The organism is Methanomassiliicoccales archaeon (assembly GCA_036504055.1).
In the GTDB taxonomy this organism is placed as follows: domain Archaea; phylum Thermoplasmatota; class Thermoplasmata; order Methanomassiliicoccales; family UBA472; genus DASXVU01.
In genome coordinates this window covers 92,644-117,201 of sequence record DASXVU010000030.1, presented here as the reverse complement: position 1 = coordinate 117,201, position 24,558 = coordinate 92,644, and the positions used below count along the sequence as shown (strand labels likewise).

The 24,558-nt window shown below is 54.1% G+C and carries 23 protein-coding genes and 1 tRNA gene; 16 read left to right on the top strand and 8 right to left on the bottom strand.

The window, feature by feature from the left end:
- The first annotated feature begins 133 nt into the window (after nucleotides 1-133).
- On the top strand, nucleotides 134-514 hold the full coding sequence (locus tag VGK23_06955; protein HEY3420275.1) for a VOC family protein: 381 nt from the start codon (nucleotides 134-136) through the stop codon (nucleotides 512-514).
- Nucleotides 515-566: 52 nt separating this feature from the next.
- On the top strand, nucleotides 567-1,664 hold the full coding sequence (locus VGK23_06950; GenBank protein ID HEY3420274.1) for a cupredoxin domain-containing protein: 1,098 nt from the start codon (nucleotides 567-569) through the stop codon (nucleotides 1,662-1,664).
- Nucleotides 1,665-1,737: 73 nt separating this feature from the next.
- On the opposite strand, the gene VGK23_06945 is transcribed toward VGK23_06950, so the two are convergent.
- Nucleotides 1,738-2,616, bottom strand: a complete 879-nt coding sequence (locus VGK23_06945) for an NmrA/HSCARG family protein (GenBank protein HEY3420273.1) — start codon at nucleotides 2,614-2,616, stop codon at nucleotides 1,738-1,740.
- 150 nt (nucleotides 2,617-2,766) lie between these two features.
- Here VGK23_06945 and msrB point away from each other — a divergent pair, with 150 nt between their 5' ends.
- The 6 genes from msrB (at nucleotide 2,767) to VGK23_06915 (ending at nucleotide 8,877) form a co-directional block, all read left to right on the top strand.
- On the top strand, nucleotides 2,767-3,168 hold the full coding sequence (msrB, locus tag VGK23_06940; protein ID HEY3420272.1) for a peptide-methionine (R)-S-oxide reductase MsrB: 402 nt from the start codon (nucleotides 2,767-2,769) through the stop codon (nucleotides 3,166-3,168).
- Nucleotides 3,169-3,240: 72 nt separating this feature from the next.
- Entirely contained in the window at nucleotides 3,241-4,356 is a 1,116-nt protein-coding gene (locus VGK23_06935) for an aminopeptidase (GenBank protein ID HEY3420271.1), read from the top strand.
- 86 nt (nucleotides 4,357-4,442) lie between these two features.
- Complete coding sequence (gene msrA, locus VGK23_06930) at nucleotides 4,443-4,919, top strand: peptide-methionine (S)-S-oxide reductase MsrA (protein ID HEY3420270.1); 477 nt, start codon at nucleotides 4,443-4,445, stop codon at nucleotides 4,917-4,919.
- 150 nt (nucleotides 4,920-5,069) lie between these two features.
- Nucleotides 5,070-6,356, top strand: coding sequence for an FAD-binding oxidoreductase (locus VGK23_06925; protein HEY3420269.1), 1,287 nt, complete (start codon nucleotides 5,070-5,072; stop codon nucleotides 6,354-6,356).
- A gap of 104 nt (nucleotides 6,357-6,460) precedes the next feature.
- Nucleotides 6,461-7,885, top strand: coding sequence for a PQQ-dependent sugar dehydrogenase (locus tag VGK23_06920; GenBank protein HEY3420268.1), 1,425 nt, complete (start codon nucleotides 6,461-6,463; stop codon nucleotides 7,883-7,885).
- A gap of 65 nt (nucleotides 7,886-7,950) precedes the next feature.
- On the top strand, nucleotides 7,951-8,877 hold the full coding sequence (locus tag VGK23_06915) for a winged helix-turn-helix transcriptional regulator (GenBank protein HEY3420267.1): 927 nt from the start codon (nucleotides 7,951-7,953) through the stop codon (nucleotides 8,875-8,877).
- On the opposite strand, the gene VGK23_06910 is transcribed toward VGK23_06915, so the two are convergent.
- From VGK23_06910 to acsA, 3 genes are all read right to left on the bottom strand, one after another.
- On the bottom strand, nucleotides 8,864-9,367 hold the full coding sequence (locus tag VGK23_06910) for a flavodoxin domain-containing protein (GenBank protein HEY3420266.1): 504 nt from the start codon (nucleotides 9,365-9,367) through the stop codon (nucleotides 8,864-8,866). The two genes, VGK23_06915 and VGK23_06910, sit on opposite strands and share 14 nt — an antisense overlap.
- Nucleotides 9,364-9,891, bottom strand: coding sequence for a hypothetical protein (locus VGK23_06905; protein ID HEY3420265.1), 528 nt, complete (start codon nucleotides 9,889-9,891; stop codon nucleotides 9,364-9,366). Before VGK23_06905 ends, VGK23_06910 begins: the two co-directional genes overlap by 4 nt.
- A gap of 215 nt (nucleotides 9,892-10,106) precedes the next feature.
- Nucleotides 10,107-11,825 carry an acetate--CoA ligase gene (acsA, locus tag VGK23_06900; protein HEY3420264.1) on the bottom strand — a complete coding sequence of 573 codons (1,719 nt, stop codon included), beginning with the start codon at nucleotides 11,823-11,825 and terminating at the stop codon, nucleotides 10,107-10,109.
- 491 nt (nucleotides 11,826-12,316) lie between these two features.
- On the opposite strand from acsA, the gene VGK23_06895 reads away from it, so the two are divergent.
- The 7 genes from VGK23_06895 (at nucleotide 12,317) to VGK23_06865 (ending at nucleotide 20,779) form a co-directional block, all read left to right on the top strand.
- On the top strand, nucleotides 12,317-13,006 hold the full coding sequence (locus VGK23_06895) for a hypothetical protein (protein ID HEY3420263.1): 690 nt from the start codon (nucleotides 12,317-12,319) through the stop codon (nucleotides 13,004-13,006).
- A 267-nt stretch (nucleotides 13,007-13,273) separates the two neighbouring features.
- A complete protein-coding gene (locus VGK23_06890) occupies nucleotides 13,274-16,207 on the top strand; it encodes an ATP-binding protein (protein ID HEY3420262.1) in 2,934 nt (977 codons plus the stop codon).
- Nucleotides 16,204-16,764: a response regulator gene (locus tag VGK23_06885; protein ID HEY3420261.1), complete on the top strand. Its 561-nt coding sequence runs from the start codon at nucleotides 16,204-16,206 to the stop codon at nucleotides 16,762-16,764. Before VGK23_06890 ends, VGK23_06885 begins: the two co-directional genes overlap by 4 nt.
- Nucleotides 16,765-17,109: 345 nt before the next feature.
- The gene (locus VGK23_06880; protein HEY3420260.1) at nucleotides 17,110-17,616 is read left to right on the top strand and encodes a DUF134 domain-containing protein; all 507 of its coding nucleotides are present in this window, start codon (nucleotides 17,110-17,112) and stop codon (nucleotides 17,614-17,616) included.
- Nucleotides 17,617-17,766: 150 nt separating this feature from the next.
- Nucleotides 17,767-18,135, top strand: a complete 369-nt coding sequence (locus VGK23_06875; protein ID HEY3420259.1) for a NifB/NifX family molybdenum-iron cluster-binding protein — start codon at nucleotides 17,767-17,769, stop codon at nucleotides 18,133-18,135.
- Nucleotides 18,136-18,661: 526 nt separating this feature from the next.
- Complete coding sequence (locus VGK23_06870) at nucleotides 18,662-20,032, top strand: MFS transporter (GenBank protein HEY3420258.1); 1,371 nt, start codon at nucleotides 18,662-18,664, stop codon at nucleotides 20,030-20,032.
- A 228-nt stretch (nucleotides 20,033-20,260) separates the two neighbouring features.
- Nucleotides 20,261-20,779 carry an acyltransferase gene (locus VGK23_06865; protein HEY3420257.1) on the top strand — a complete coding sequence of 173 codons (519 nt, stop codon included), beginning with the start codon at nucleotides 20,261-20,263 and terminating at the stop codon, nucleotides 20,777-20,779.
- 55 nt (nucleotides 20,780-20,834) lie between these two features.
- Here VGK23_06865 and VGK23_06860 read toward each other — a convergent pair whose 3' ends face one another.
- The 4 genes from VGK23_06860 to VGK23_06845 form a co-directional block, all read right to left on the bottom strand.
- Nucleotides 20,835-21,464 carry a TetR/AcrR family transcriptional regulator gene (locus VGK23_06860; protein ID HEY3420256.1) on the bottom strand — a complete coding sequence of 210 codons (630 nt, stop codon included), beginning with the start codon at nucleotides 21,462-21,464 and terminating at the stop codon, nucleotides 20,835-20,837.
- 16 nt (nucleotides 21,465-21,480) lie between these two features.
- On the bottom strand, nucleotides 21,481-22,011 hold the full coding sequence (locus VGK23_06855) for a flavodoxin family protein (GenBank protein ID HEY3420255.1): 531 nt from the start codon (nucleotides 22,009-22,011) through the stop codon (nucleotides 21,481-21,483).
- Nucleotides 22,012-22,027: 16 nt separating this feature from the next.
- Complete coding sequence (locus VGK23_06850) at nucleotides 22,028-22,522, bottom strand: flavodoxin family protein (GenBank protein HEY3420254.1); 495 nt, start codon at nucleotides 22,520-22,522, stop codon at nucleotides 22,028-22,030.
- A 983-nt stretch (nucleotides 22,523-23,505) separates the two neighbouring features.
- Nucleotides 23,506-23,606: transfer RNA gene (locus VGK23_06845), tRNA-Ile, on the bottom strand.
- A gap of 137 nt (nucleotides 23,607-23,743) precedes the next feature.
- Between VGK23_06845 and VGK23_06840 the strand changes: the two genes are divergently transcribed.
- Nucleotides 23,744-24,364, top strand: a complete 621-nt coding sequence (locus VGK23_06840; protein HEY3420253.1) for a DUF2284 domain-containing protein — start codon at nucleotides 23,744-23,746, stop codon at nucleotides 24,362-24,364.
- Nucleotides 24,365-24,558: the final 194 nt, after the last annotated feature.

Here is a 24,558-nt window from a genome sequence, read left to right as displayed (position 1 = left end):
AACCCTTTCCCGTCCCTTTCAACAGCGGGCCAAACGCTGGCCGGTCATTCAACGGACTAAGGACCATTCTTGCTCATTCTCCTTGAGCATTCATTATATAATGAGCGCTCGAACCGAACAGCGAGGTTCCAAAATGCCCAAAGTTATGCATTTCGAGATAGCTGCCGATGACCCAAAGAGGGCGATGGCCTTTTATGAAAGGGTGTTCGGCTGGAAGTATGAGAAGTATGGGGACAACAGCATGGAGTATTGGCTTGTCACCGCCGGGGAGAAGTCCGAACCAGGCATAAACGGAGCGATACAGGCGAAGACGCAGCTGCCCCAATCCGTCATCAGTACGATCATGGTCGCTTCGATAGACGATACGATTGCCAAGATAAACACGAACGGCGGCAAGATATTGGTCCCCAAGATGGAGATCCCCAAAGTGGGAACATTGGTCTATTTCCAGGATACCGAAGGTAACATATTCGGAGCAATGCAGGCCGCCCCCGATGCGATGATGATGGGGTGACCGAAGGTTCTAAAGATCACGAGGTGGAGAAGACAATTGGAGGGGGAAAAAAATGAAAAGAGGCACAATGGTTGCGCTGGTTGCGATCGTAATCGTCATAATCGTGGTAGCGGCGGCCGTCGCGTTGTCGATGGGCGGGACAAACAAGTCCAATGCTCCTGCTCTATCCATTACGTCCCCCTCATCAGGGGCTTCGATAGCCGGCCCCATCATAACGGTGAACGTCTCCGTCCAGAACTTCAACATCGTTAGCAAGTTCGGCCAGGCCAGCGTGCCAGGAGAGGGCCACATACATTACTTCATGGACGTATCTCCGCCGACCGCTCCCAATGTTGAGGCCTTCACTGCGGCTGGCACCTATGTCGCCTCGGTCAGTACGTCCTATGAATGGACCAACGTTACACCTGGACAGCACATGTTCTCCGCTGAATTGGTCAACAACAACCACACTCCCCTGCAACCGGCCGTTGTCTCTTCAGTGAACATTACCGTGTTGCCGCCACTACCTCCGGAATTGCGGATCACCAGTCCGATCGATGGAGCCTCAATTGCCGGGCCTAACGTCACCATCGGCGTGGCCGTTCAAAACTTCGACCTGGTGAGCAAATTCGGCCAAGCCAGCATTTCGGGCGAAGGTCATATCCACTATTTCCTCGATGTGGTTCCCCCCACTACCCCGAATGTCGACGCGTTCACAGCGGCAGGGACATATGCGGCATCGGCTGCCAAGTCCTACGTTTGGACCAACCTGAGCCTCGGCCTGCACATGTTCTCCGCTGAGCTTGTCAACAATAACCACACTCCGCTGCAACCTGTGGTGGTGGCCTTCATCAACGTGACTGTGACCGCACCACCTCCAGTGGTGACGGTAGCAATAACGGCCCAGAACATCGCGTTCAACACCAGCCTGATAACGGTACCGGCCGGAGCGACCGTGAAAGTCAACCTCAACAATCTGGACAGCGGCATTCCACACACGTTCTCGGTCTACACCAATTCCGCAGCCACTACACCGATATTCGTCGGGCCCGCGATAACCGGGGTTTCGAGCACTACCTACACGTTCTCCGCCCCAACGACTCCGGGGACCTATTTCTTCCGTTGTGACGTGCATCCCAGCCAGATGAACGGAAGTTTCGTGGTACAGTAACCCTTTCCCCGGAGCCTTATTCTTCTTTTCAACGCAGATCGCGGATATGTCTCGGATCGACAGACCTGGAGGACTATGCCGCACTCCTTTTCTTGACCCGCTTCCAGCCTGATCTATTAAGCCAACCCTGGAAGTCCATGGTCTCCGGCCTCATCCGTCTCAGCTCCCCGATGTCCGCTCGGTATCCCTCCTTCTGAAACCATTCGAACATCGCCTTGGAGTCAGCGCTCTTTATCGATTCCAGGCTGGTCCGCACGTACTTGACGGGTATGCCTATGGTCCTTGAGAACGCCTCCGCTACCTCGGGCATGGTCTTTTCGTCACCAGCGATCTCGATCGCTTTGGATTTCCATCGTTCCGGATCGTCGAACACCATGGAGGCAAAGCCGCCGATATCGTCCACTGCGATCATCTGGATGGATCTTGAGGGATCGAGGGTGGATTCCAGCCTCCCGGAAAGTATCGCCGCCCTTGCCATTGGATTACAGAAGTTCTCCATGAAGAAGACCGGTCTAAGCACCGTGTGGGGGACACCCGAAGCCATCAGATGCCGTTCGATCGTCCACTTGCTCTCAAAATGGGGTATACCAGTGTTCCTTTCGGCCCCGCCAACCGAACTGTAAACAAAATGTTCCACTCCAGCGTTCAAGGCGGCATCGACGAGGTTCATGCCTTGTACGGCCTCCTCCTCAACTCCCTTCTCGTAAGGGGTGATCACCCCGAAGACCCCATATGTTGCCTCCATTGCACTCTCAAGTGACGACCTGTCCTCCAGGTGCGCTTCGACTATGTCCACACCAAGTTTCCTCAACGCCACTGCGTTGGGCTTTGTTCCGTCCCTGGTCATGGCCCTGACTTTCCATCCATTATGAATAAGGTGTCTGGCGGCAGCACCTCCCTGCCGTCCGGTGGCGCCAACGACGAGTATCGTCTTTTTTCCCTTCTCTATCATGTCGCTCGGCTTGCGAACTTCAATTATTAAAATGCAACCGATGGAAATTTTACCAGAGACATATGGGAAGTCCGGGAAACTGTCCGCCAGCCTCGGTCTCAACCGGTAAGGTTATTATAAACGGGGGTGCGTGATTAAATTTCGGTCACCATGGTCGAAAAAATTAGCCATACCGATGAAGAATGGCGTAAGCTTCTCACTCCTGATGAGTACCACATGCTCCGGGAAGAAGGGACAGAGCCGCCATTCCATAACAAGTATCACGACAGCAAGAAGAAAGGAACATACACCTGCGCCGGATGCGAGCTGGAGCTGTTCTCCTCGGACACCAAGTTCGACTCTGGAACGGGGTGGCCGAGCTTCTGGGCCCCCATTTCTCCAGACCACGTGGAGACCAAGATCGATCGCAGTTTCGGAATGGTACGGCAAGAGGTCAAATGCGCTCGATGCGGCGGGCACCTGGGCCATGTCTTCGACGATGGACCTAGACCGACAGGTAAACGGTATTGCATGAACTCGGGCGCCATGCATTTCAAGGAAGACAAGGGTTGATCGATTGTAACCGCAGGCCCCCGCCCGGGCTTGCCAGGTTATTAATAACCGCCATTTGTCTTTCATCCCTCCATGTACGACCCAAGGATGGGCAAATTCTCAGATGTCATAATCGGTCATTCAACCGGGCTCAAGGCCGGTGAGATCGTCTATATCGAGGCGTTCAACATCCCTGATGAAATGGTCGAGGTCCTGGTAGAGAAGGTGTATCAAGCGGGCGGTATCCCGATCGTATCTCAGAAATCCCCAAGGGTGCTCCGGAAGATCTACATGGGAACGAGCGAGGCCGCCATGAAGGTGATCGGCGAAATCGAGATGGAGAAGATGAAGCGGGCCCAGGTCTACATCGGGATGAGGGGGTCTTCCAACGTCACAGAGAACTCGGACGTCCCCGCGGAGAAGATGGCCATCTATACCAAATATTGGTGGGGGCCGGTCCACATAAACCAGAGGATACCGGGCACGAGATGGGTGGTCATGCGCTGGCCGACGCCGTCCATGGCCCAGCTGGCGGAAATGTCCACCGAAGGCTTCGAGGATTTCTACTTCAAGACCTGTACGTTGAACTATGACAAGATGTCAGAGGCAATGGAGCCTCTGGTCGAGCTCATGAAGGGTACCGACCGGGTCAGGTTGGTCGCTCCTGACACCAACCTGGAGTTCTCGATCAAAGGCATCCCTCCGATCAAGTGTGACGGAAAACTGAACCTGCCAGACGGAGAGGTTTACACCGCCCCGGTCAAGGACTCGGTCAATGGTGTGATCCACTATAACACCAGGACATTGTATGACGGTAAGGTGTTCGACAACATCCGGCTCACGTTCAAGGACGGCAAGATCGTTGAAGCGACATCATCCAACACCGTCGCCATGAACGAGATATTCGACACCGACGAAGGCTCACGTTACGTGGGTGAATTCGCCATCGGGCTCAACCCGTACGTCAACAAACCGATGCTGGATACGCTCTTTGATGAGAAGATCGCCGGTTCGATCCACTTTACTCCAGGCAACTCCTACGACGATGCGCCGAACGGGAACCATTCCCGGGTTCACTGGGACATAGTATTGATCCAGACAAAGGCGTGGGGCGGCGGCGAAATGTACTTCGATGACGTGCTGGTCAGGAAGGACGGCGTGTTCGTTCTGGACGAGCTCAAAGGGCTAAATCCGGAGAACCTGATGTAGGTTGCCGGTCATTTTCGCCCGAGAGCATGATACGAAATAACCGGCGGTATCGATAAGTAGCCGATCCAGCTCAATCAACAGCCAACATGGAAGAAGGAAAGGAACTGGCAACGTTCGGCATCGGCTGCTTTTGGTGCGCTGAGGCGACCTTCTCCGGGATCGCTGGGATCGATTCCACCCGAGTCGGATATATGGGAGGGGCTGAGGAAGACCCGACCTACAAGCAGGTCTGTTCAGGGGGTACAGGTCATATCGAGGTGGTCGAGATCACATATGACCCAGGCAGGTTGACCTACCAGGTACTCCTAGAGATCTTCTGGAGCTCTCACAATCCTGTCGCGGAAAGGGATGGGAACGGTGATTCTGGTAGCCAATACCGATCGATGATCTTTTTCCATACAGACGAGCAAAAGGCACTGGCGGAGGACTCCAGAAGACGGATCCTGAGCTCTGGAAGATTTCGAGGACGCATATCGACTCTTATCCTGCCTGCCTCCAGGTTCTGGCTGGCCGAAGAGCATCATCAATGTTATATTCGAAAGTTGGAAAGTACAGAGCGCTGATGATCTTTGTTGAACATGGGCATTTCAAACTGCATTAGCGGTTCCGTCGGTGGATCCTTTCCACGATCAGGTCCTTGAACGAGCTTCAAATATCCGAGGCTCAAATCAGAAAGCATGCGCGAACATAGGTCCCCCTGGTTGGAGGGTCTGATGTCAGATCGCATTGTCGATCCGTTGAAAGGCCACGAGCGCGTGGACGTCGTCGTCATCGGGGGAGGGATCGCCGGTGTGTCCACCGCCTTCGATCTTCTGGAGCAGAGCAACATGACGGTCATGTTGATCGAGGCGGACCGCATAGCGCACGGCGCGTCGGGCAATGGTTCAGGGCAGGTCAGCCCATCGTTCGAGGGCGGTTTCCCCGCCCTAGCTGAGCGATTCGGACCGGAACTGGCCAACGCTGCGTTCCGTCAGGTCGCCTTCTCAAAACGTCGCTTCGGAGAGTTGATCAGGGATGCCGGGACTCCAGACCAGGTGCATAGGGTCAGGATCCATATCGGATTTTCCTCGATCGAAATGGCCGAAGCATTGGCCAAGACATCGTCGGGAAATTTGTCGGACGTTCTGCCATCAATGAAACTGTATGCGGCCGCCGGTTCAGGATGGAACTGCGAACTGAGGGACAGGGGCGTAACGCCCAACCGTGTTCCACCGGAGGCCATATTCGAGATGCTGGGAACGACGGATGAAAGTTATCGGGCCGCTGCCATTGCCAGGACCCGCATTGCCAATGTTGCCGCCATATCCGAAGGATTGGTACGGAGCATGCTCATCAGGTTCCCAAAGAGGTTCTGCCTTCATGAGGGATCAAAGGTCCTTAGCGTGCATGCCCTCCATCCGCTGTTGATAAAATGCGAGAAGGGGCAGGTGGAATGCAAACGGGTGGTGGTATGTACGAACGGATACGCTCTTCCCGATCTGTCCAACATTCCCAATTCGATACCGGACAACTATCTCAGGTGCGTGACCGGATACATGAACGGATACAGACCGCCCCGTGAGGGTGAGGGTGTCGGGTTGTTCTTCCACGAAGTGCAGCCCTCAACCGACGAACCTTACATTTTTACCACCACATGGGGAAAGGATCCGGAAACAGCTGTCCTCATGGTCGGCGGACCGCAGTTCACATGTGAGGCCGGCAAACATCGGGATGATATGGACGAGACCGCACATTCCCGCATCGACCATTTGGCTGAAGGGATCCTCGGGGTCAAGACAAAGGCAACGACCTGTTGGGATGGGTCCATGGGATACACCAGTTCCGGCGTCAGACTGGCAGGTCCCGATCCAAAGAACCAGGACCTGTTCTACAACCTGGGATGCAACGGGATCGGCATCCTGCATAGCATCTACGGAGCCCGCAGGATAGCGAAAGCGATGATGGGGGAGAGGCAAAACGACTCGCTGTTCGATCCCAAGCACCAGTTCAACCAGCGTTGAAGCTGTCCTTCATTGAGGGTGAAGAGTAATAACATCACCCTCGCCCGTTAATGAGCAGCCTCCGATTATGGTTAAATATGACGTGTTCCAGTCTTTTATGGAGCATGGACCAAAAACAGAGGCGAAGGACCACGGTCGCCGTCCTCATCGTTGCGGCAGTAGTGATCGCCTCAACGATGATCTACGTCCTTGTCATCCTTAACCCGGGACACGATTCCGCTTTGCCTAATCAGACCAGTGCGAACCGCAACACGACCCTGCGCCTGGTCGCCGATGGGTTTACCCATCCGGTCAGGGCGGTCTCGCCGCCTGACGGCTCGGAAAGGTTGTTCGTCGTCGACCAGATAGGAAAGGTCTGGATCGTTCTTCCGAACGGCACGACCAACGACCGACCGTTCATCGACATATCCAGCAAGCTAGTGCCCCTGTCCGCGTCCTATGACGAGAGAGGGCTCCTTGGACTGGCATTCCATCCGAATTACGCAATCAACGGTAAGTTCTATCTCTGGTACAGTGCGCCCCTCGATGCCCGCGCTCCTTCCCAGTGGGACCACACCAACATACTCAGCGAGTTCAAGACCTCGGCCGACCCTAATGTGGCCGACGTTTCCACAGAGCGTTTCATCCTGAGATCGAACCATCCTTCCCCGAACCACAACGGGGGCGACATCAATTTCGGTCCTGACGGGTTCCTCTACATACCAATAGGGGATGGGGGCGGCGGGAACGACGTGGGGATAGGCCATTCTGTCATCGGCAATGGCCAGGACCTCAGCACCGTTCTGGGGAAGATACTGCGCATCGACATCGACCGGAACATTTCCGTAAGCGTTGCTGACACGATCGATTCTCCGAACGGGGGCGAGGCCTACGGCATCCCCCCCGATAATCCGTTCGTATCCAGCCCCGGCCGCGCCGAGATATTCGCCTACGGTTTCCGGAACCCTGCCTTCGCCTCATTCGATCCCGGCGGTAACCACAGCTATTTCGTGGGCAACGCCGGCCAGGAGCTCTATGAGGGTGTGTTCCTGGTGGAAAAAGGCAAGAACTATGGATGGCCGATAAAGGAGAACGGGCATTGCTTCGACCGGTCCAACTCTGCCAATCAAGGTGTGGTATGCGTTCGTGAGACCGGCTACTTCGGCGAACCGCTGGTCGATCCGATCATCTCCCTGCCGCATAGTTCGTTTGCCTCCACCGGCCTCTCCGTTGTCGGCGGTTACGTCTACCGTGGCTCGTCGATGGCCGGTCTTCAGGGAGGGTACACGTTCGGCCTCTGGAGAGCGAATTCGGTGATTTGGGTAACCTCTCCTGACAGTTCGAACTGGTCGTTTTCCATGATCGCCTATTCCTCGTTCGAGGACAAGCTCGGGAATCAGATCCCCGGGGCTGCGGTCAATTCGACCGTTCTGCCTGGGTTTCTCTTAGGATTTGGCCTGGGAGCGGACAGGGAACTGTACGCCCTTACCACCGATAGCCAGGGGCCGAGCGGTTCCACCGGAAAGGTCTGGAAGATAATGCCAGGATAATCATGATCGGGTTCACGGGGTCCATTCCGATGTTTCAAAAGCCCGGTATGCGATTACCATAGCGAATGGACGAGTTCGACCTACATCTCTATCATCTGCTGCTGCGAGACCCCCGGATGCCGCTGAGGGAGCTCGCGGAACGTCTCGGAATATCGCTTCAGGCAGTTCACAAGCGTATGCGGTCACTCCAGGAGGCCGGAATATTCGTCGGTACCGGGGCCGTCATCCCGGGCAATTACGTCAACGCGACCAACGTGTTCATCTTCGGAAGGATGGAAGGAAGCAGACAGCTGAACGATATCGTTGCCGATCTGGGCAGGAATGATTCAGTCGGATACGTGATGCTGTGCTCTGGGAATGTCATGTACGTTTCCGGCACTCTCCGCAGAACGGTGGACATGGGGCCTTTCCAGGAGTTCGTCCATCGGACCTGCACCATGAAGAGTTCGACCATGGCGATCGAATCCCTCGGCAGGGTCGGTGAGGTGAGGCCCGCAGAACCGCTCGCACCGGAGATCAAACTATCTCCGCTGGACCTGAGGATCATCGCATCGCTGAAGGACGATGCCCGCAAGCCATATGCCCTGGTCGGTGAAGAGGCCGGCGCCACCGCAAGGACTGTACGTCAGCGCCTTGACAGGATGATAGACGAAGGGAGTGCGGAGCTCCTCCTGAAGGTGGACCCAACACATGCCCGTACCATATCCTCCGTCATCCATGTCTACACGAAGGAAGGCGTCGACCGTAACATGCTCGGCATCAAGCTCATGCAGAAGTATCCGGCGACCGTCCTGTTCTTCCGCACCTACTGCAACATTCCCGACATGATATCAGTGGCCACCAACCATCCTATGATGTCATCCCTCTTCGAGGCGATGGGGTCTCTATACGCCGATCAGAGGGTAAGGGCGGCGGTGCCCAACGTGGTTATCACCGCCTGGGGGTTCGACACCTGGAAGGAGAAGATGCTCCCTCAGCTCAAGAAACAGTGAAGGTGTTTTGGGGGTCAAGGGAAGCGAGCCTTTCCCTCACCTTTTCCTCCCATCCAGGGACCAGCGGGTCCTTCAGGCCCGAGACCTCGAAATGCCATACTCCGGAGCACACGATCCCTTTCTTATCCAGCTTCCTGCTCATCTTCGGGGCTGCTCCTTCATATGCCCACTTGCGTGCCTTTGCCATCTGTTTCTCGGTCTTGTTCGGGTCGTCCAGCACCTGCAGGACGGTATCGAATACCACGACCTTCTTTCCCTTCCATTCATCCCCGTCCAGGTGCCTGATGAAGCGTTTGGCCATCGAGCTGATGCGCTTCATCCGGTTCGGCGAGCCTATGAGAAGGAAATCACCCTTGACCTCGCCCGCCTCTTCCGTTGCCAGGTTGATCAGCCGCACGGTGTGGCCGTTAGCCCTCATCTCGATCGCCATCTGCTCCGCCACCTTCCTGGTGTTTCCCAGGATGCTGTCATAGGCGACGATCCCGTTCATGCCTGCGCCCCCAACCTCTTGGCCAGCATCTTGGGGAGCACCTTGCCGAATGCTTTCGATATACGTACATAGTGCATCGCTCCGAGGATCATTACCAGGCTTGTGATCATCCCGTAGACGTGAGCGTCGGCGTTCGGGACCAGGCCAGGCAGCATCACCGCGAATCCAGTCAACGATGCCACGTTGCCGACGATCACCAGCGGCACGACGCTGTCCTTCAGTAACGGGATCCTCAGCAGTCCCAATGCCCCCAGACAGTTGCCCGCGATCGTGATGGCCACCAGGACCGGCACGAGCACCGCCGCGGCGTCGTCCGGGATCCATGACGAACCGCTGAATCCGAGCTCGATGCCTGGACCGGTCCACGTCACATACATCAGGTGGATCAGGCCATGCATTGCCACTGCAAGCGCGAGCGGCAAAGCGAATATCCAACCGAGGCGTTTCCTTTCTGTTCCTATCTTCTTAGACTCAAAGAGCTTCATGTTCTGGTTCTCCTGTTCTGGGCTTCTTTCTGCGCCCATGTCACCGGTCACCCCGCTCGGGTGATTTATCCCCGCGTCCATGTCTAGATTGAATCGAAGGCGTCCGTCGGTCTGGAAAAGGATGATAATTCAATCTGCGGGTTCAAAAAGATGCGTTCACAGGAATGGCCAGATGTCAACCGCATTGGCGATATGAACCATCTATTCCATTGCCTCGGTAAAAAATGTCTTCGGCTTGACGGGATCGTCTCCATTCACTCTTCGAGGGTAGAGAGGTCTCCAACAGGATGACCATGCTCCTTTGCTTTCAGAACACGGCGCATGATCTTGCCCGACCTGGTCTTGGGAAGTGAGGGAACGAACTCGATCTCTCTCGGATAGGCGTAATATGCCAGTCTGGTCCTGACGAACTGGGTGATCTCCTCTTTCAGTTCGTCGGTCGGTTTCCTTCCTGGCCTCAGCACTATGAATGCCTTGACGATCTCTCCCCGAAGTTCATCAGGCTTCCCGACCACGGCCGACTCTGCCACCGCTGGATGCTCGATCAAGGCCGATTCCACTTCAAATGGTCCGAGCCTTTCGCCCGACGTCTTGATGACATCGTCCGCCCTGCCCAGGAACCAGATGTAGCCATCCTCGTCCTGGTAGGCCTGATCTCCGCTGATATACCACCCTGGTATGCGGAAGTACTGCTGGTATCGCTCATCGTTGCCCCAGATGCCGACCATCATCGCCGGCCATCCCGGCTTCAACGCAAGGAAACCTTCGGTCCTGGCGGCGACGGGCTCTCCCTTCTCATCGACCACCGCGGCCACGATCCCCGGGATGGGCCTGCCCATGGACCCTGGCTTTATAGGCATGCTCTTGAAATTGGCGATGCACGGTGCTCCGGTCTCGGTCTGCCACCAGTTGTCGTGGATGCGTTTACCGGTGGTACGCATCGCCCATCTGATGACCTCAGGATTTAGCGGTTCTCCGGCTGAGCAGATGTGGCGCAGCCTTTGCAGGTCGAACGCCTTCACCAGCCCATCGCCGGCCCTGGCCAGCATCCTCAGCGCTGTGGGGGCTGTGAACCAGACCGTTACCTTCAGCTTCTCGATGATGGAGTACCAGGTCTGAGCATCGAACCTTCCCTCATAGGATATGATAGTCGTTCCGAGGTACCATGGTCCCAGTATTCCGATGGACGTCCCTGTGACCCATCCTGGGTCGGCCGTGCACCAATAGATGTCATCATCCCTAAGGTCGACCACGTAGCGGCATCCCACCAGCTGATGCACCATGGCCTTGTGGCCCAACAGGATGCCCTTTGGTTTGCCGGTGGAGCCTGACGTGTAATGTATGATGTATGGGTCATCGGGATCCATGTTTACAGCCTTGAACTCCGGATCGCCAGACGACAGCACGTCATCGAAATTGACCGTTCCTGGACCCAGGACGCTGTTGTCCCCGACTATGATGTAGGTCTCGATCTCGGTCAGCTTCTCCATGATCGGGCGGATACGATCGAACAGGTATGGAGACGTCACTATGATCTTCGCCCCGCTGTCCCTGACCCGGTCCATGGTCGCCTCCGGCCCAAGGGCGGAGAATAGCGGGCCCGCGATGCCACCCATCTTGATGATCCCGAGCAGTGCGACGAAGAGCTGCGGTGTTCTGTCCAGATAGACGAATATCCGGTCCCCTTTGACCGCTCCGAGCTTGGTCAGCCCGTCCGCGAACCTGCTGGACAGCTCGGACATCTCCCGGAAGGTGTGCGACCGGAGATCATAGTTGGCATTCACCGAATACAATGCCACCTTGTCCCTTCTCTCCCCATGGCCATGACGGTCGACGGCCTCCGCCACCAGATTGTACGGCCCTCCTCTGGACCAGTCGAACTCGCTCTCAAAGGATGCCCAGTCAAACGCCTGGTAGGTCGATCGATAGTCCTTGAGGTTACCGGAATTCTCGGCGGGAAGGGTTTCATCCATATCGGTCTCACCAGAAATAGTGGGGACGCAACGGCTGTGATATATATAAAAATCTACAGAGGAACCGACATAGCCACCGTCGCCTCTGTCCCGTTCTTGGAGATGGCCCCATCCAGGAAGGGGCATTGAGCCTTAATAGAGCATTTTGCTGTTGAAGTAAGGACCGAACTCCTTGTCAGTCCCCGGGATATGGTCTTGAGCCAATCGGCCAAGAAATGCATGACGTCGTTCGACAGGCCGATCTTGCCGGCATCACATGGCTTGTAACCTTCGACCCTCTGGACGAAGCGCTGATGTTCGAGACGGTGCTTCTGCAGGCTGGATAGGAGTACTTCTCCAGGTATCCCTCTTCTGTCTTGATCTGATAAGCGGTGTATTCTTCGAGAACCGCCCGATCGTGCCCACCGGCATCATGTGGTTGGAGACAAGATCAGGTCCGATCGAGCGATGAGAAACGCTTATTGGGGGAAATTCTGTTTAGAGGGACGGACATGCACTTCATAATCAGGCGACCGACCGATTATCTCTATCCCCATGAACGGCTAGTGGAGATACTCTATGGTCTGGTCATCGCACTGACCATCACAAGCGCTATCCGGGTCATTACCGGCGGGATCGCTCTGGACATCGAGCTGATGGTGACGACATCGCTGGGGGCGGGATTGTCATGGGGCATAATCGATGCCATGCTGTACATACTGGTCGTGGTGTTCCAGAAGCACCGATATACTCGCATAGCAGGCAAGATCAGCTCAGCAAAGGATGAAACCGAGGCTCTAGCCGCCATCCAGGAGGACCTGGAGGATTCGTTGGTAGGTACATTGGACGCTGAGGACCAGAAATCCGTGTACCGTCTCGTGCTGCATGCCCAGCGTCGTTCCAGCAAGGCCAATTACACCAACCAGCCGAAATTCATTGTCATTGCCAGGGAGGATGTGTTCGGCGCCATACAGGTGTTCCTGGCAATGCTGCTCGCCACACTGGTGGTCATTACCCCGTTGTGGTTCATAGAGCCACCTCACATGGCGGTACTGGTATCGAACATCGTAGCGTTCATCGCCCTGTTCGTGGTGGGGTATATTTGGGCCAAGCACACCAACATTCGAAAGACGTTGTTCGGCATCATTCTGGTGACCCTGGGCGTGGCGATAGTGGGCATAAGCCTGATCCTAGGTGGTTAGGAAGAAGCCGACAAGGCTCGATCTTCCCATGGTTCTGATGGATGGCCAAACGCCTACAGTATTCCGGTCCAAGGATCTGAATGACGGATCGGTCCGGCAACGTGACCCCTCCGGAGGCATTCCCTCCTTCCGATGACCAGTCCAGAGCATCAAAAAGGATAAGAACCGACCTTCCGATTATAGGAGGCCGATGGAGAACGGTCATGGAGCATCATCCCAGGATGATATCAGTTCTGTTCGGATTCGGTTCACAAGGGGAGTGGGGGCATGTTGGAGAGCAAAAATGAGGATTCAGAAGTCCAGAGGATAATAGGTAGTCTGCCTGGCGCGGTGATCTTCCTTTCCTCTGACGAGTTCTCGGTCAAGTACATCAACGATGCCTATCGTCATTTTCTTCCCGAGAGGTTTTCCGACCGGGATGTATCCGGAACCAGATTCGCGGAATTTGTGTCAGGAAGTGAGAAAAATCTTCTCCTGGATACTCTCCGCAAGGTCTCAAGGAACGGAGAGAAGGTGGAGAATAGGGAATCACACATAATAAATGAGGATGGGGTGGAATTCTGGGTGGAATGGTCAGCCCTCCCCTTCGATAACGGGACCGAGAACCAGGACGTACTGATGACGGTGCATGACATCACCGAACGTAGACAGGCAGTTCTGGAACAGGAGACGACCGCCGAGTTCCTCCGCCTGGTGAACGAAAGCACCGGGACCTGCGATCTTATCCAGAAAGCGACCACTTACTTTCAAAATAGTTCCGGAGTGGAAGCCGTTGGAATTCGGATCCGTGAGGGAAATGATTACCCTTACTACGAAGCAAGGGGATTTCCCCACCGTTTCCTTCAATTGGAGAATTCGCTCTGCGCTCGGGACGAAAACGGATGTCCGTTGTTGGACGAGCTGGGCGAACCGGTGATGGAATGCACCTGCGGAACCCTTATCAGGGGGATCTTCAACCCCTCGAAGCCTTACTACACAAAGTCAGGAAGCTTCTGGACCAATAGCACGACAGAGCTCGGTCAGACGATGACGGAAGAGGATCTACCTCCCCGGCACAGGAATCGGTGCGTGGGTGAGGGTTATGAATCAATTGCCTTGATCCCGTTGTTCTTGGGGAAGGCGAGACTGGGGCTTCTCCAGTTGAATGACCACCGGAAAGGGCTCTTCACTGTAAGCCAGATAGCTCGTTGGGAGCGTCTTGCGGGCTACTTGTCTGTTGCGGTATCCAAGTTTCGCGCAGAAGAGGAGATCAGGGATAGCGAAGCGAAATACCGCGGTCTCTTCGAGAACCTACAGGAGGGGGTGGTCATCAGGCGGTTGGTCTTCGATGACCATGATGAACTGCTGGATTGGGTCGTTGTGGACGCAAACCCAGCCGCCCTGGAGGCATTGAAGATCGAAACCATCGAACAGCTGAAAGGCAAGCAGCGCAGCGGAACACCTAGCCACAACATGGCGGGAATAAGTCTCGACAACGTCCGGAAGATGCGAGAGGCTGGGAATGCCATCACCCAAGAAACGCATTTCGATGCCAACAACCGAGACTATCTCATGAGCATCATGCCGCTGGGAAAGGATTATGTCATTACGACGAGCGTCGATATAACAGAGACCAAGCGGGCACAAAGGGCTCTGGCCGAGAACTATGAGTCAGCCCGTCAGCGCGCAGAGGAAGTAGAAAGGCTGATGGACATCATCCCGTCCGCCATCTGGGTGGCACACGATCCGGAATGCCGCATCATCACCGGGAACCGGGCCGCCGATCGGTTCTATGAGTCCAGTCCAGGAGAGAACGTCTCCGCCGGTACGATATCAGGCGGGGAACAGGACACAAAGCGTCGGTTCTATCGCGACGGTCTCGAGCTTATGCCCGAGGAGCTGCCCATGCAAGAGGCTGCAGGCAAAGGCATTGCGGTCATCAACTCGGAACTTGAGGTGGTGACCCCGAGCGGCAGAAGGCTCACCATCCTCGGAAGTGCCACTCCGCTATTGAATCCCGAGGGGAAGGTCCGCGGCGCGATCTCCGCTTTCGTCGACATCACCTTACGGAAGAAACAGGAACGGGAGCTAGAGGAGACCAAGGGGCGGTTGGAGGCGATCATAGGCCAGATGCCTGTCGGCATAATCGTCACCGAGGCCAAGACCGGAAAGGTCCTGTTCGCCAACGAAGAGGTCCAAAATATCTACAAACTGGGATTCAGTATGACCGATATCCAGGGCTTCAACGAATACAGAAGGATGGCCCGGTATCACCTGGATGGCAGACCATACGAAACGAGCGAATATCCCTTCGTCCGGTCGCTCATGGGGGATGTCATAAAGAACGATCTGGCAGAACTGAAGATGAAGAACGGGTCCGAAGTATTCATCAGCAGTTCCAGTGCACCGGTGTACGATTCAAAGGGGGCGATCGTGGCGTCTGTGGCGTTGTCGATCGACGTGACGCAACAGGTCGGGGTCCAAAGGGAAAGGGATAGGCTGCTGACAGAATTGCAGAGGCATTCGGAAAAATTGCGCAGGTCGAACACCGAGTTGCAGCAGTTCGCCTATGTAGCGTCACATGATCTTCAGGAGCCATTGCGCATGGTCACCGCCTATCTGAGCCTTCTTCAAAAGAAATTCGGGGATCGGCTCGAAGGGCAGGCCAAGGAATACATGGCCTATGCCATGGAAGGTGGAATGCGGGCCAGAGACCTGGTCCGTGACCTGCTGGAGATATCCCGTGTGGAATCCCAAGGTAAGCAGATGTCGTTCACTGACATGAACGAGGTTCTTGCCAAAGTATGCGACAGTCTTGCGATCCAGATCAAGGAAGAAAAGGCAACGATCTCCAATAGCGACCTGCCCACGGTCATGGCCGATGACGCCCAGATGACGATACTATTTCAGAATCTGATCAGTAACGCCATCAAATTCCATGGAAAGGAAGTGCCTAACGTTCAGGTGACGTACGAGAGCGACGATGATGAATGGAAATTCTCCGTCAAGGACAATGGGATCGGGATCGATCCCCTGTTCAAGGACAAAATATTTGTGATATTCCAGCGTCTACACTCCCGCGTCGAGTACGAAGGAACCGGCATAGGATTGGCCATTGCGAAGAAGATCGTGGAGAGGCATGGCGGCCGCATCTGGTTCGAATCCCAGGTTGGCCAAGGAACCACCTTCTATTTCACCATACCAAAGGAGTCAAGGGCATGAGCGACAACAGACTGGAAGTATTGATCGTCGAGGACAACCCGGGTGACGCTTACATCATCAAGGAGTTGCTCAAAGACCTGAAACTGAACCTGAACATCACCTTGGCGGAGGATGGCCAGGAGGCCGTCAACTTCCTGAAGGCAAAACGAAACGGAACGCCGGGACTGGTCATCCTGGACCTCAACCTGCCCAAGATCAATGGCTTCGAAGTGCTTTCGTTCATGAAGTCCTCGCAGCAGCTGGCGACGATCCCGGTGGTGGTCATGACCGGTTCGCTGAGAAGGGAGGACGAGCAAAAATCCCGTGAACTGGGCGCCGCTGATTACTGCATCAAGCCGGCCACGGTCGAGGAGATGGAGCGGTCGGAGATGTGCCTAAGGGCCCACCTGGAACCGCTATCACGGCAGAGGGAGAACAAAAGCGGTAACGGGCCTTCGGTCAGGGTCAGCCATCATGATTATTGCTCGCCTGGAAGGGATTGTAGGGCACCGACTCCGAAATGCGACAGGTTCGTCGTCGATGCATATGAGAATGGACCTTGGACCCCGTGGAGATAGTCCCGTCAAGGCAATGAAGTGGTGTCATCAAATTCCAAGGAACATTAGCCGCTCTAACGACTTACACTCTTTCGTCACCTTCCCGGTCTCCTAGAGGTGTTCATCAGTCGTTTTCTCATTCGGTCCCTCAGGAGCTCATTCAACCATCAGATTCCTTTTGCAGATGATCATTGTGAGTCATATGGTAAGCGACCAAGCACCAGAAATTCTTGAAACGAGGTCCTCTTCCCTTCTGAACACATCTTAGACAAATATCTGGAATTTCGACCTCAACCTCCTCAGAGTCAAAGTGAAGCACCGATTTCCCTCGATCAATAATAGAAATATTCAAATATTTTCTCCCATATGAGCGAATCAGTGAGACCCGGACGACCAAGATGCCCAAGACGGATTGAAAACGAGCCGGTGGTGTCTTACTTCAAGCCTCAGGGGGTTCCGCTTAAGGACCTGGATTTTGTCCTTCTGTCACTAGAGGAACTGGAGGTAGTTCGATTGATCGACCTTGAAAATCTGAATCAAGAGGAGGCTGCCCAAAGGATGGGCATCTCTAGACGTGCCCTATGGGTGGACCTTCAGAGCGCCCGTAAGAAGATCGTCGAAGCTCTTGTGAGCGGAAAGGCGATTGAGATCAAAGGGGGCGACTTCGTTCTGAAGAAGTCCAGGACATGTTCGTGTGGAGATTGCCTGACCGAATGGGAAATCCTTGACGCAGCTGATGAAGCACCCTGTTGCCCCAATTGCGGTAGCATCGATATTCATTACGACAGGAAGAGCCAGGAAGTTGATGGAAGAAGGAGATGCTGCAAAGGCCATTGCCGCCAGTCCAACGAGACTGACGGGAGAGATGCTTGAACGCATCGGAGGATGGCGATGCTCATGATGAGGATTCATCATGCAACCGGCGAAGGGGTGAGAGGCTGCGGGCCACTTGCCAAAGCGCTCTGCTCTGGTAAGATGACGATGGTTTCAGTAGATATGAACGTTGATAAGGGGAGGTAAGAAATGAAAATAGGAATACCAAGTAACATGCCAGGGGGACTAGAGGCGGGAGTGTCCGCTCATTTCGGACATTGCGATCTTTTCACTGCGGTGGAGATCGAGGGGAGTCAGATCAAGAACGTATGGACGATCGACAACGATGGGGAACATAATTGCATGGTCCCGGTCAGAAAGATGGCCGATTCCGGAATAGGCGCCGTTTTGATCGGTGGTATTGGCCGCCGCCCGCTGATGGAGTTCCAGAACAATGGCATCAAGGTTTTCGTGGGGGCTGAAGGATCGGTGAAGGAGGCTCTGACCAGTTACATGAACCAGGGCCTGTTGGAAGCGACCATCCAGGATGTATGTATGGGTTCAGGACATTGCCATTAAGAGGGTCCCATTTCCTTTATCGCTGTACTCCCGATGAACCTCGGCTTCGGTGATTTTGGCTTCCCACCAACCATCAATGAAAGGTCCATTCGGGGTATCGGCGCGATCATGCGATTCCTGACTAGAACGGACGAATATCATTATGTTCTGAATATCTCTTACCAACACACGAGGATCGATTCGCTTGACAATAGAAAACGAGAAGAAATCTGATGTGGTAAAGGCAGATGAAGGCAAGAAGACTTTCCAGTTCAACCCTTTTAAGAAAAAATACTGCCCTCAATGCGGAGCTCAGATCAGTAACACCTACCTGCAGTGCCCTCAATGTCGTACCAAGCTGAAAGGATAAGGCAAGGATAACCCAAAAGATCCAATCTAGTCATAGCGGCAGTTATTAATAGGGTCTTACGATTTTCACGTTGACCATCACGGAGATTGCTGGATGGTTAGTTTTCAGAATGTCAATAGTAATAATATTCTCGATCCAAAGCTTGAAGAAAGGCATGACCTGTTCTTGACCATACTAATGGCCGTCCTTGTCCTTTTGACGATATTCGTCGAGACTATGCTTGTGCCAGCACTGCCAAGCATCGCCGTAAGCATGGCCGTGCAATCATCTGACCTGGCCTGGGTCCTCACGGCATATACCCTTGCTGGAGCGGTCGCCATACCTATCGCCGGAAAGCTGGGAGAGATGTGGGGGCGAAAGCGCGTCCTCCTTATCATAATGGTCGTATACATGGCTGGCCTGGTCGGAGCTGCGTTATCGTGGGACCTTCTCTCCCTCGTTATCTTCCGCGCGGTTCAGGGCATTGGAATGGGTGCAATAACGCTCCTCATGGGGATGGCAAAGGACATCCTACCGGTGCGCATGGTCCCGGTAGGTATCGGTCTGATCAGTGCTATGATCGGTGTCGGCGCGGCACTGGGGATGGTCGTGGGGAGCCTAATGATCTCGTTCATGGGATGGAAGGAAGCATTCTGGTTCGTTCTTCCGGTCGTCATATTGGTGGTCTGCATCGTGTATCGTTCAGTCCCAGATAAGCAGGTCAGGCATCCCACAAGAATGGATGTGAAAGGTTCGGTATTGCTCGGGCTGGGCCTCTTAGCATTCTTACTTCCATTATCTCAGGGGGAGATATGGGGCTGGGGGTCAGGTCAGACGATCGGTCTTTTCGCCTGCGCGATCGTAATTTTCATAGCGTTCGTGATCCAAGAAAGACGGTTCGATGAACCCATCATCCGGCTTGGATTGCTGAAGAATCGGAACATATCGGTGGCTTACATAACCATGTTCTTCATCGGGATAATAATGTTCATGCTATTCCAGACCCTGCCATATTTCTTGGCCATACCAAAAGGGAATGGCGGATTTGGCGTAACAAGCAGCGTCATCATCGGGCTCTTCATGCTGCCGAATGCGATTGCGCAACTCATTTCTTCGCCGATCGGCGGTAGACTCGGTCTGAAGATCGGTCATGGGAAGATATTGATCATGGGGCTGGTCATAGCATTTGTAGGGCTGCTTTCCCTTGCGCTGACCCGCTCATCCGAGGCTCTTGTGCTCATCGCAATGGCCGCATTCGGATTCGGGATCGGACTGGCCCAGACCGGCAACACCAATCTGATATCGGTTGCCTGTTCCAAAGAGAACTTTGGATCGACGACAGCGGTCAACTCGATGATCCTGACGATAGGCATGTCGGTCGGGCCGGTCCTTGCCGGCCTCGTCGTCGTCGGCTTCGCGGATGCCAGCGCCGGATACGCCTATTGTTGGGTCATTGCTTCCTTGCTTGCTCTGTTGGCTGGAATATTCGTATTGCTGAACAGGGCGAAGCTAAGCGCCGAATCGATCAGCCTTTCCCAACACGATGAGCGATCTCCAGGGAGTGATTGATGGATCAACTGGGGGAACGTTTACTGACTCCGGTCGATCGTAAAGGCGGGTTCACCGTTTTCTCGTGGCCTGAAACCGTTTCCGGTTTTCCCATATCAATTCGAACTCATAATATCGAATTCGATACAATTTTCTAGTAGGTATTCTACTATTTTGTGATATTGTTCCACGATTTGTCAAATTGACTACTGAACAATAATCTCTTCAAGGTTTCAACCAGGTGTCAAAATGGTAAGTGTGATGACCGCTTGGGGTTATGCCCTTGAGAAGCTGGCATTGATCGATTATAGATTCCGCTATCATCGATACCGCGTTTATCACGATATTGATGAAAGCTTTCAGTTTCGAGGACCTGGGATAAGCGTCTCGGTCTACAATGGAGATCTGCGGTCCATAAGACTCGGTGCCGGTTCATATATTGGTAGGTTCTCGGTCATTGAGGCAAACAATGGGGCCAAGGTAATCATCGGAAAGGGTTGTGCAATAGGGCCATTTGTGAGCATGTATACATCTGGATATGTGGCCGATCAAGACTTTTCCAGATTCCCCCGAAAGGAAGAGAGCGGAGACATCGAGGTGAGAGACAATTGTTGGATTGGGGCGGGATCTTTCATAAAGGGAGGGGTGGTGATCGGTGAGAATTCCGTGATCGGAATGAATTCCGTAGTGACAAAGAGCATTCCACCATTCTCAATAGCCGCCGGATGTCCTGCAAGGGTGATCAAGGAGAAAAGTAAGCTGACTTAGCGAAATGACGAAGATGAAGGGAATATCGCTCCCCCACTGAATGAATGCTTCCGCTTCACTTGGAGACCGCTCGGAGCAGGAGCTTGAACTCAACGGCGAGGACCTTCTCTCGGTCCAGGCCCGTGGCGGAAATCGAGGGCCCCATCCTCTCCATCCGTTCCAGTACGCCGGTCACCGACGACGATATGCAGAACACCGCCATCTCTGGGGAGATGTCGCCCCGTATCGTCCCGTCCCTTATGCCGGTCCGTATCGCTTCGACCATGATCGCATTACCCTCGGCGCCGATGGCCGCGAACTCGGCACCATGGGGTCCGGAGGCGGTCGGCGCTGTCCTGATCATCGTGCTATTGAACAGCCTCATGTACTCGGGATACTCGTTCCAGAATTTCACATAGGCGTGTCCGATGGCTTCGAACTCCTTTATTCCGGTCCTGTTATTACCGGAGGCTTCTCGGAACATTTCCACCACGATCTTGAGGCCTTCCTTTGCGACCGCGAAGTAGATCTCCTCTTTATTGGCGAAGTACAGGTAGATGGTCCCCTTGGACACTTCCAATCGGTCGGCGATATCGTCGATCTTGGTCGCTTCGTATCCGCGCTCGAGGAACAGCTGTTTGGCTGTCTCGACTATGTCGTCTTCCTTCCTGGCCTTCTCCCTCTTCCTTCTCTCGACGGTTCCCATTTCCGGCCTCTCCATATTAACCGGAAGGATTTGACACTTGCTCCCGGCCGGACCACTTTGAATGGGCATCCCTGCCGAATGCTGCGGCCTTCGATAAGTCTACCTCGTCAGGATGACCGACGCCGTGCTCTTCGTCCCCCATCCTGGCCCATTTGCGCACATAGCCGTATGGATGGAGCCGGAGCAGGAAAGGCAGACCATGGGCCAGCTCGCCCTGGCACTCATAGATCCCCATCAGCTTGGTTCCGGCGGCAGACCTGACGCAGTCCTCGTACATGGGTTTGAACCATTCCAAATCGCGCGGCATCGCATGGGTTATGAACAGCACCACGCTCTTCCCCTCCGCCCGCTTCAGGAACCGTTTTACCTTGCGAGGACTGCCGGCCTTCTGGACTGGATGGCCTACAAAGATGAGGTCATAGTCCGATAGGCTCCCGACCTCGCTCATCGGCAAGAGTTCCTTGTCACCATCGATCCCTCTGTATATCGCATCCGCCACTCTCTTCGTGTTCCCCGTGCTCGAAATGTAAGTAACTAGAGTCTTCATGAACGGCTCCCTCCTCTCAAACGCATTCCATTGTCCGTTTGGCGAATGACCTGGCGGCTTCGATCTCGCCCATGTCTGGATGACCGGTTGTCACATCCCTCATTCGGCCGAACTCTTGGAGGTTCTTGTTGGGCGAGGCTAAGAGGTGATCGGCAACGTCCTTGGCAAGCTCACCTTGGCAATCGAATGTACCTACCAGAATCGTCCCTGCGGCGGCCGCTTGGCAGCGGGACAGGATGCCCTTCAGCTGGTCCATCCCGGGTGGCATCGCATGGGTTATGAACAGCGCGATCCTCTTCCCGTTCACTTTTGTCCTCAAGAATTCCTTCATGAGGTCGGGGGTGCCGAACTGCTGCACCGGAAACCCGACGAAGACCAGATCGTACTCTTCAAGCCCGGTCACATTGTCCACGGATTGAATTTCTTTCTCTCCCCTGATCTCTTCAAATATCGCCTCTGCGACCGCTTTCGTGTTTCCAGAGACTGACATGTATGCTACCAGTGTCTTCATACTATACTCTCCTTCAATTAATGACTATAAGTCAGTAAATGACTATAGGTATTAATATTTATTGAATTGAGGTAAAAGGAATGGCCTTGAGCAGGCTTTACATTTTAAGTGAGAATGAACTAGGACATTGGGTGCAGAATGGCTATATTAGGTGCAACAGATAATTGGAATCACATCGGATCATTTATGTAATCTCTAAAGCCTCCATTGACAGAGAAAGGTGATGGAAAAATGTCATGGTTCATGGAGCCTCTAAAGAAAGGAGAGTTGGAGATCACAGATGACAAGTTTTGTCCTCATGTCCACAACAAACCAAAGCGTAACGCATGCAAATTGCACAAATGGGCATACAGGAAATGGCTGGAACAGTGGAAAGATGCAATGTCCAAGTAATGTTGCATCAAAGCGCCTAACTTAAGATGCTTCCGCGCTTAAGGCACCGTTGCCCAGAGTTTGACGGAGGTGGAAAAAATCCGGCTCTATCCCGTTCTCATACATCTCGTGGATTTGACCGTGATATTATAGGCGATAATTTTCGCGAAAAGCTCGTTGATCTGCGCTGCTGATTCTTTGACTTCAGAGTCTCGCCGAACTTCCGCTTTACTGCCGCATTGGTCGCTTCGATGTTTGAGCGCTTATGATAGTGCTCCATGAACTCTTCGCTGTTCAGTTGGAGGATGTGATACATCCTCCTCCATGCCGAACCGTTTCCTTTCTCTTTCGCCTTGCTCTTGAGGGGATGAATGGGGTGCCGCCCATGCTCTTGACGGTCTCGATGTTTGTCCGGGACGAATATGCCAAATCTGCCGAGACCTCGCGGATGTACCAAATCGTTCTGCAATAAGACAGGATCATGTTGTAATTGTTCTGCAAAGGAACAATATTGGTGTTAGTTAGCTCAGGGTTGAACTATGTAAGTTTAGGTAACATGAACGCTGAGAAATCTAGAGTAGAACTAAGCATGTTGGAAAATGATTGAAGAATGGTGGGCCCGGTCGGATTCGAACCGACGACCATCGGGTTTCTTAGATGGCTAAGTGGCATCCTATGAGCCTGACGCTCCACCGGACTAAGCTACGGACCCGTTAAGGACAGGTTAAGGATAGCCCGCATATAAAACTAATGTCCATGAACCGGGACCTGCTGGGTGAGGCATTTTGCCTTGGCTCGGCAATTAATATATCCTCTACTCTCTAATCATCTTGACGAAGGGATATGAACATGCCAACAGCGATCGAAGAGCATCTAGCAGAACTCTGCAGCAAGGCCGCGGACTATGGGGCTTCGAAGGCCGTCCCGCTACCGATCAGTTATGTGGTCATGGACCCGCGCGTCAGCCTGAAATGTCAGATCCCCCGTTGTGCGCACTACGGAAGAAACCTCATGTGTCCTCCCAATTGCGTCAAGCCGGAGGAGTTCGTCAAATCCCTGGAAAGATACAAGTTCGCCATCCTGGTGCAGGCCAAGATAGTTACGGACCTGGCATCGGTGGAGCGCAGGTTGGGGGCGACCAGCCTGGTCGAGGTGATCAATGATGAGGATTACCGCCGGCAGCTGCGCGCCAGCACCCGTTCTTTCGAAGGCATACTGAACAAACTGGAGCGTGACGCCATGATGATGGGTCACCGTTTCGCGCTGGCCCTCTCAGGCGGGGCGTGCTCGCTGTGCGATGAGTGCGTTGGGATTTCTTCTGGCGAACCCTGCAGGCATCCTTTTGAGGCAAGACCATCGATGGAAGCGGTAGGCATCGACGTGATCCTTACTGCAGAGAACGCAGGGGCCGGGGTGGAGTTCCCGGTGAAGGAGGACCCGGTGTGGACCGGGATACTGCTGGTCGAGTGATCATCCTCTGTGATTATCCCTGACATCGGAATCAATTAAGCCAGGAACATCCGTCTTCACGGGGTGGGGAACCTGCAGGCCCACTCTCTCTGGACCATCATGGAGATCTCGCTCGCCCATTTCATCGCCGACATGGAAGTTCGCTCGTCAGCATGTCATTGCCGGCGATGTTTCCGGAATTCGGCATCCCCACA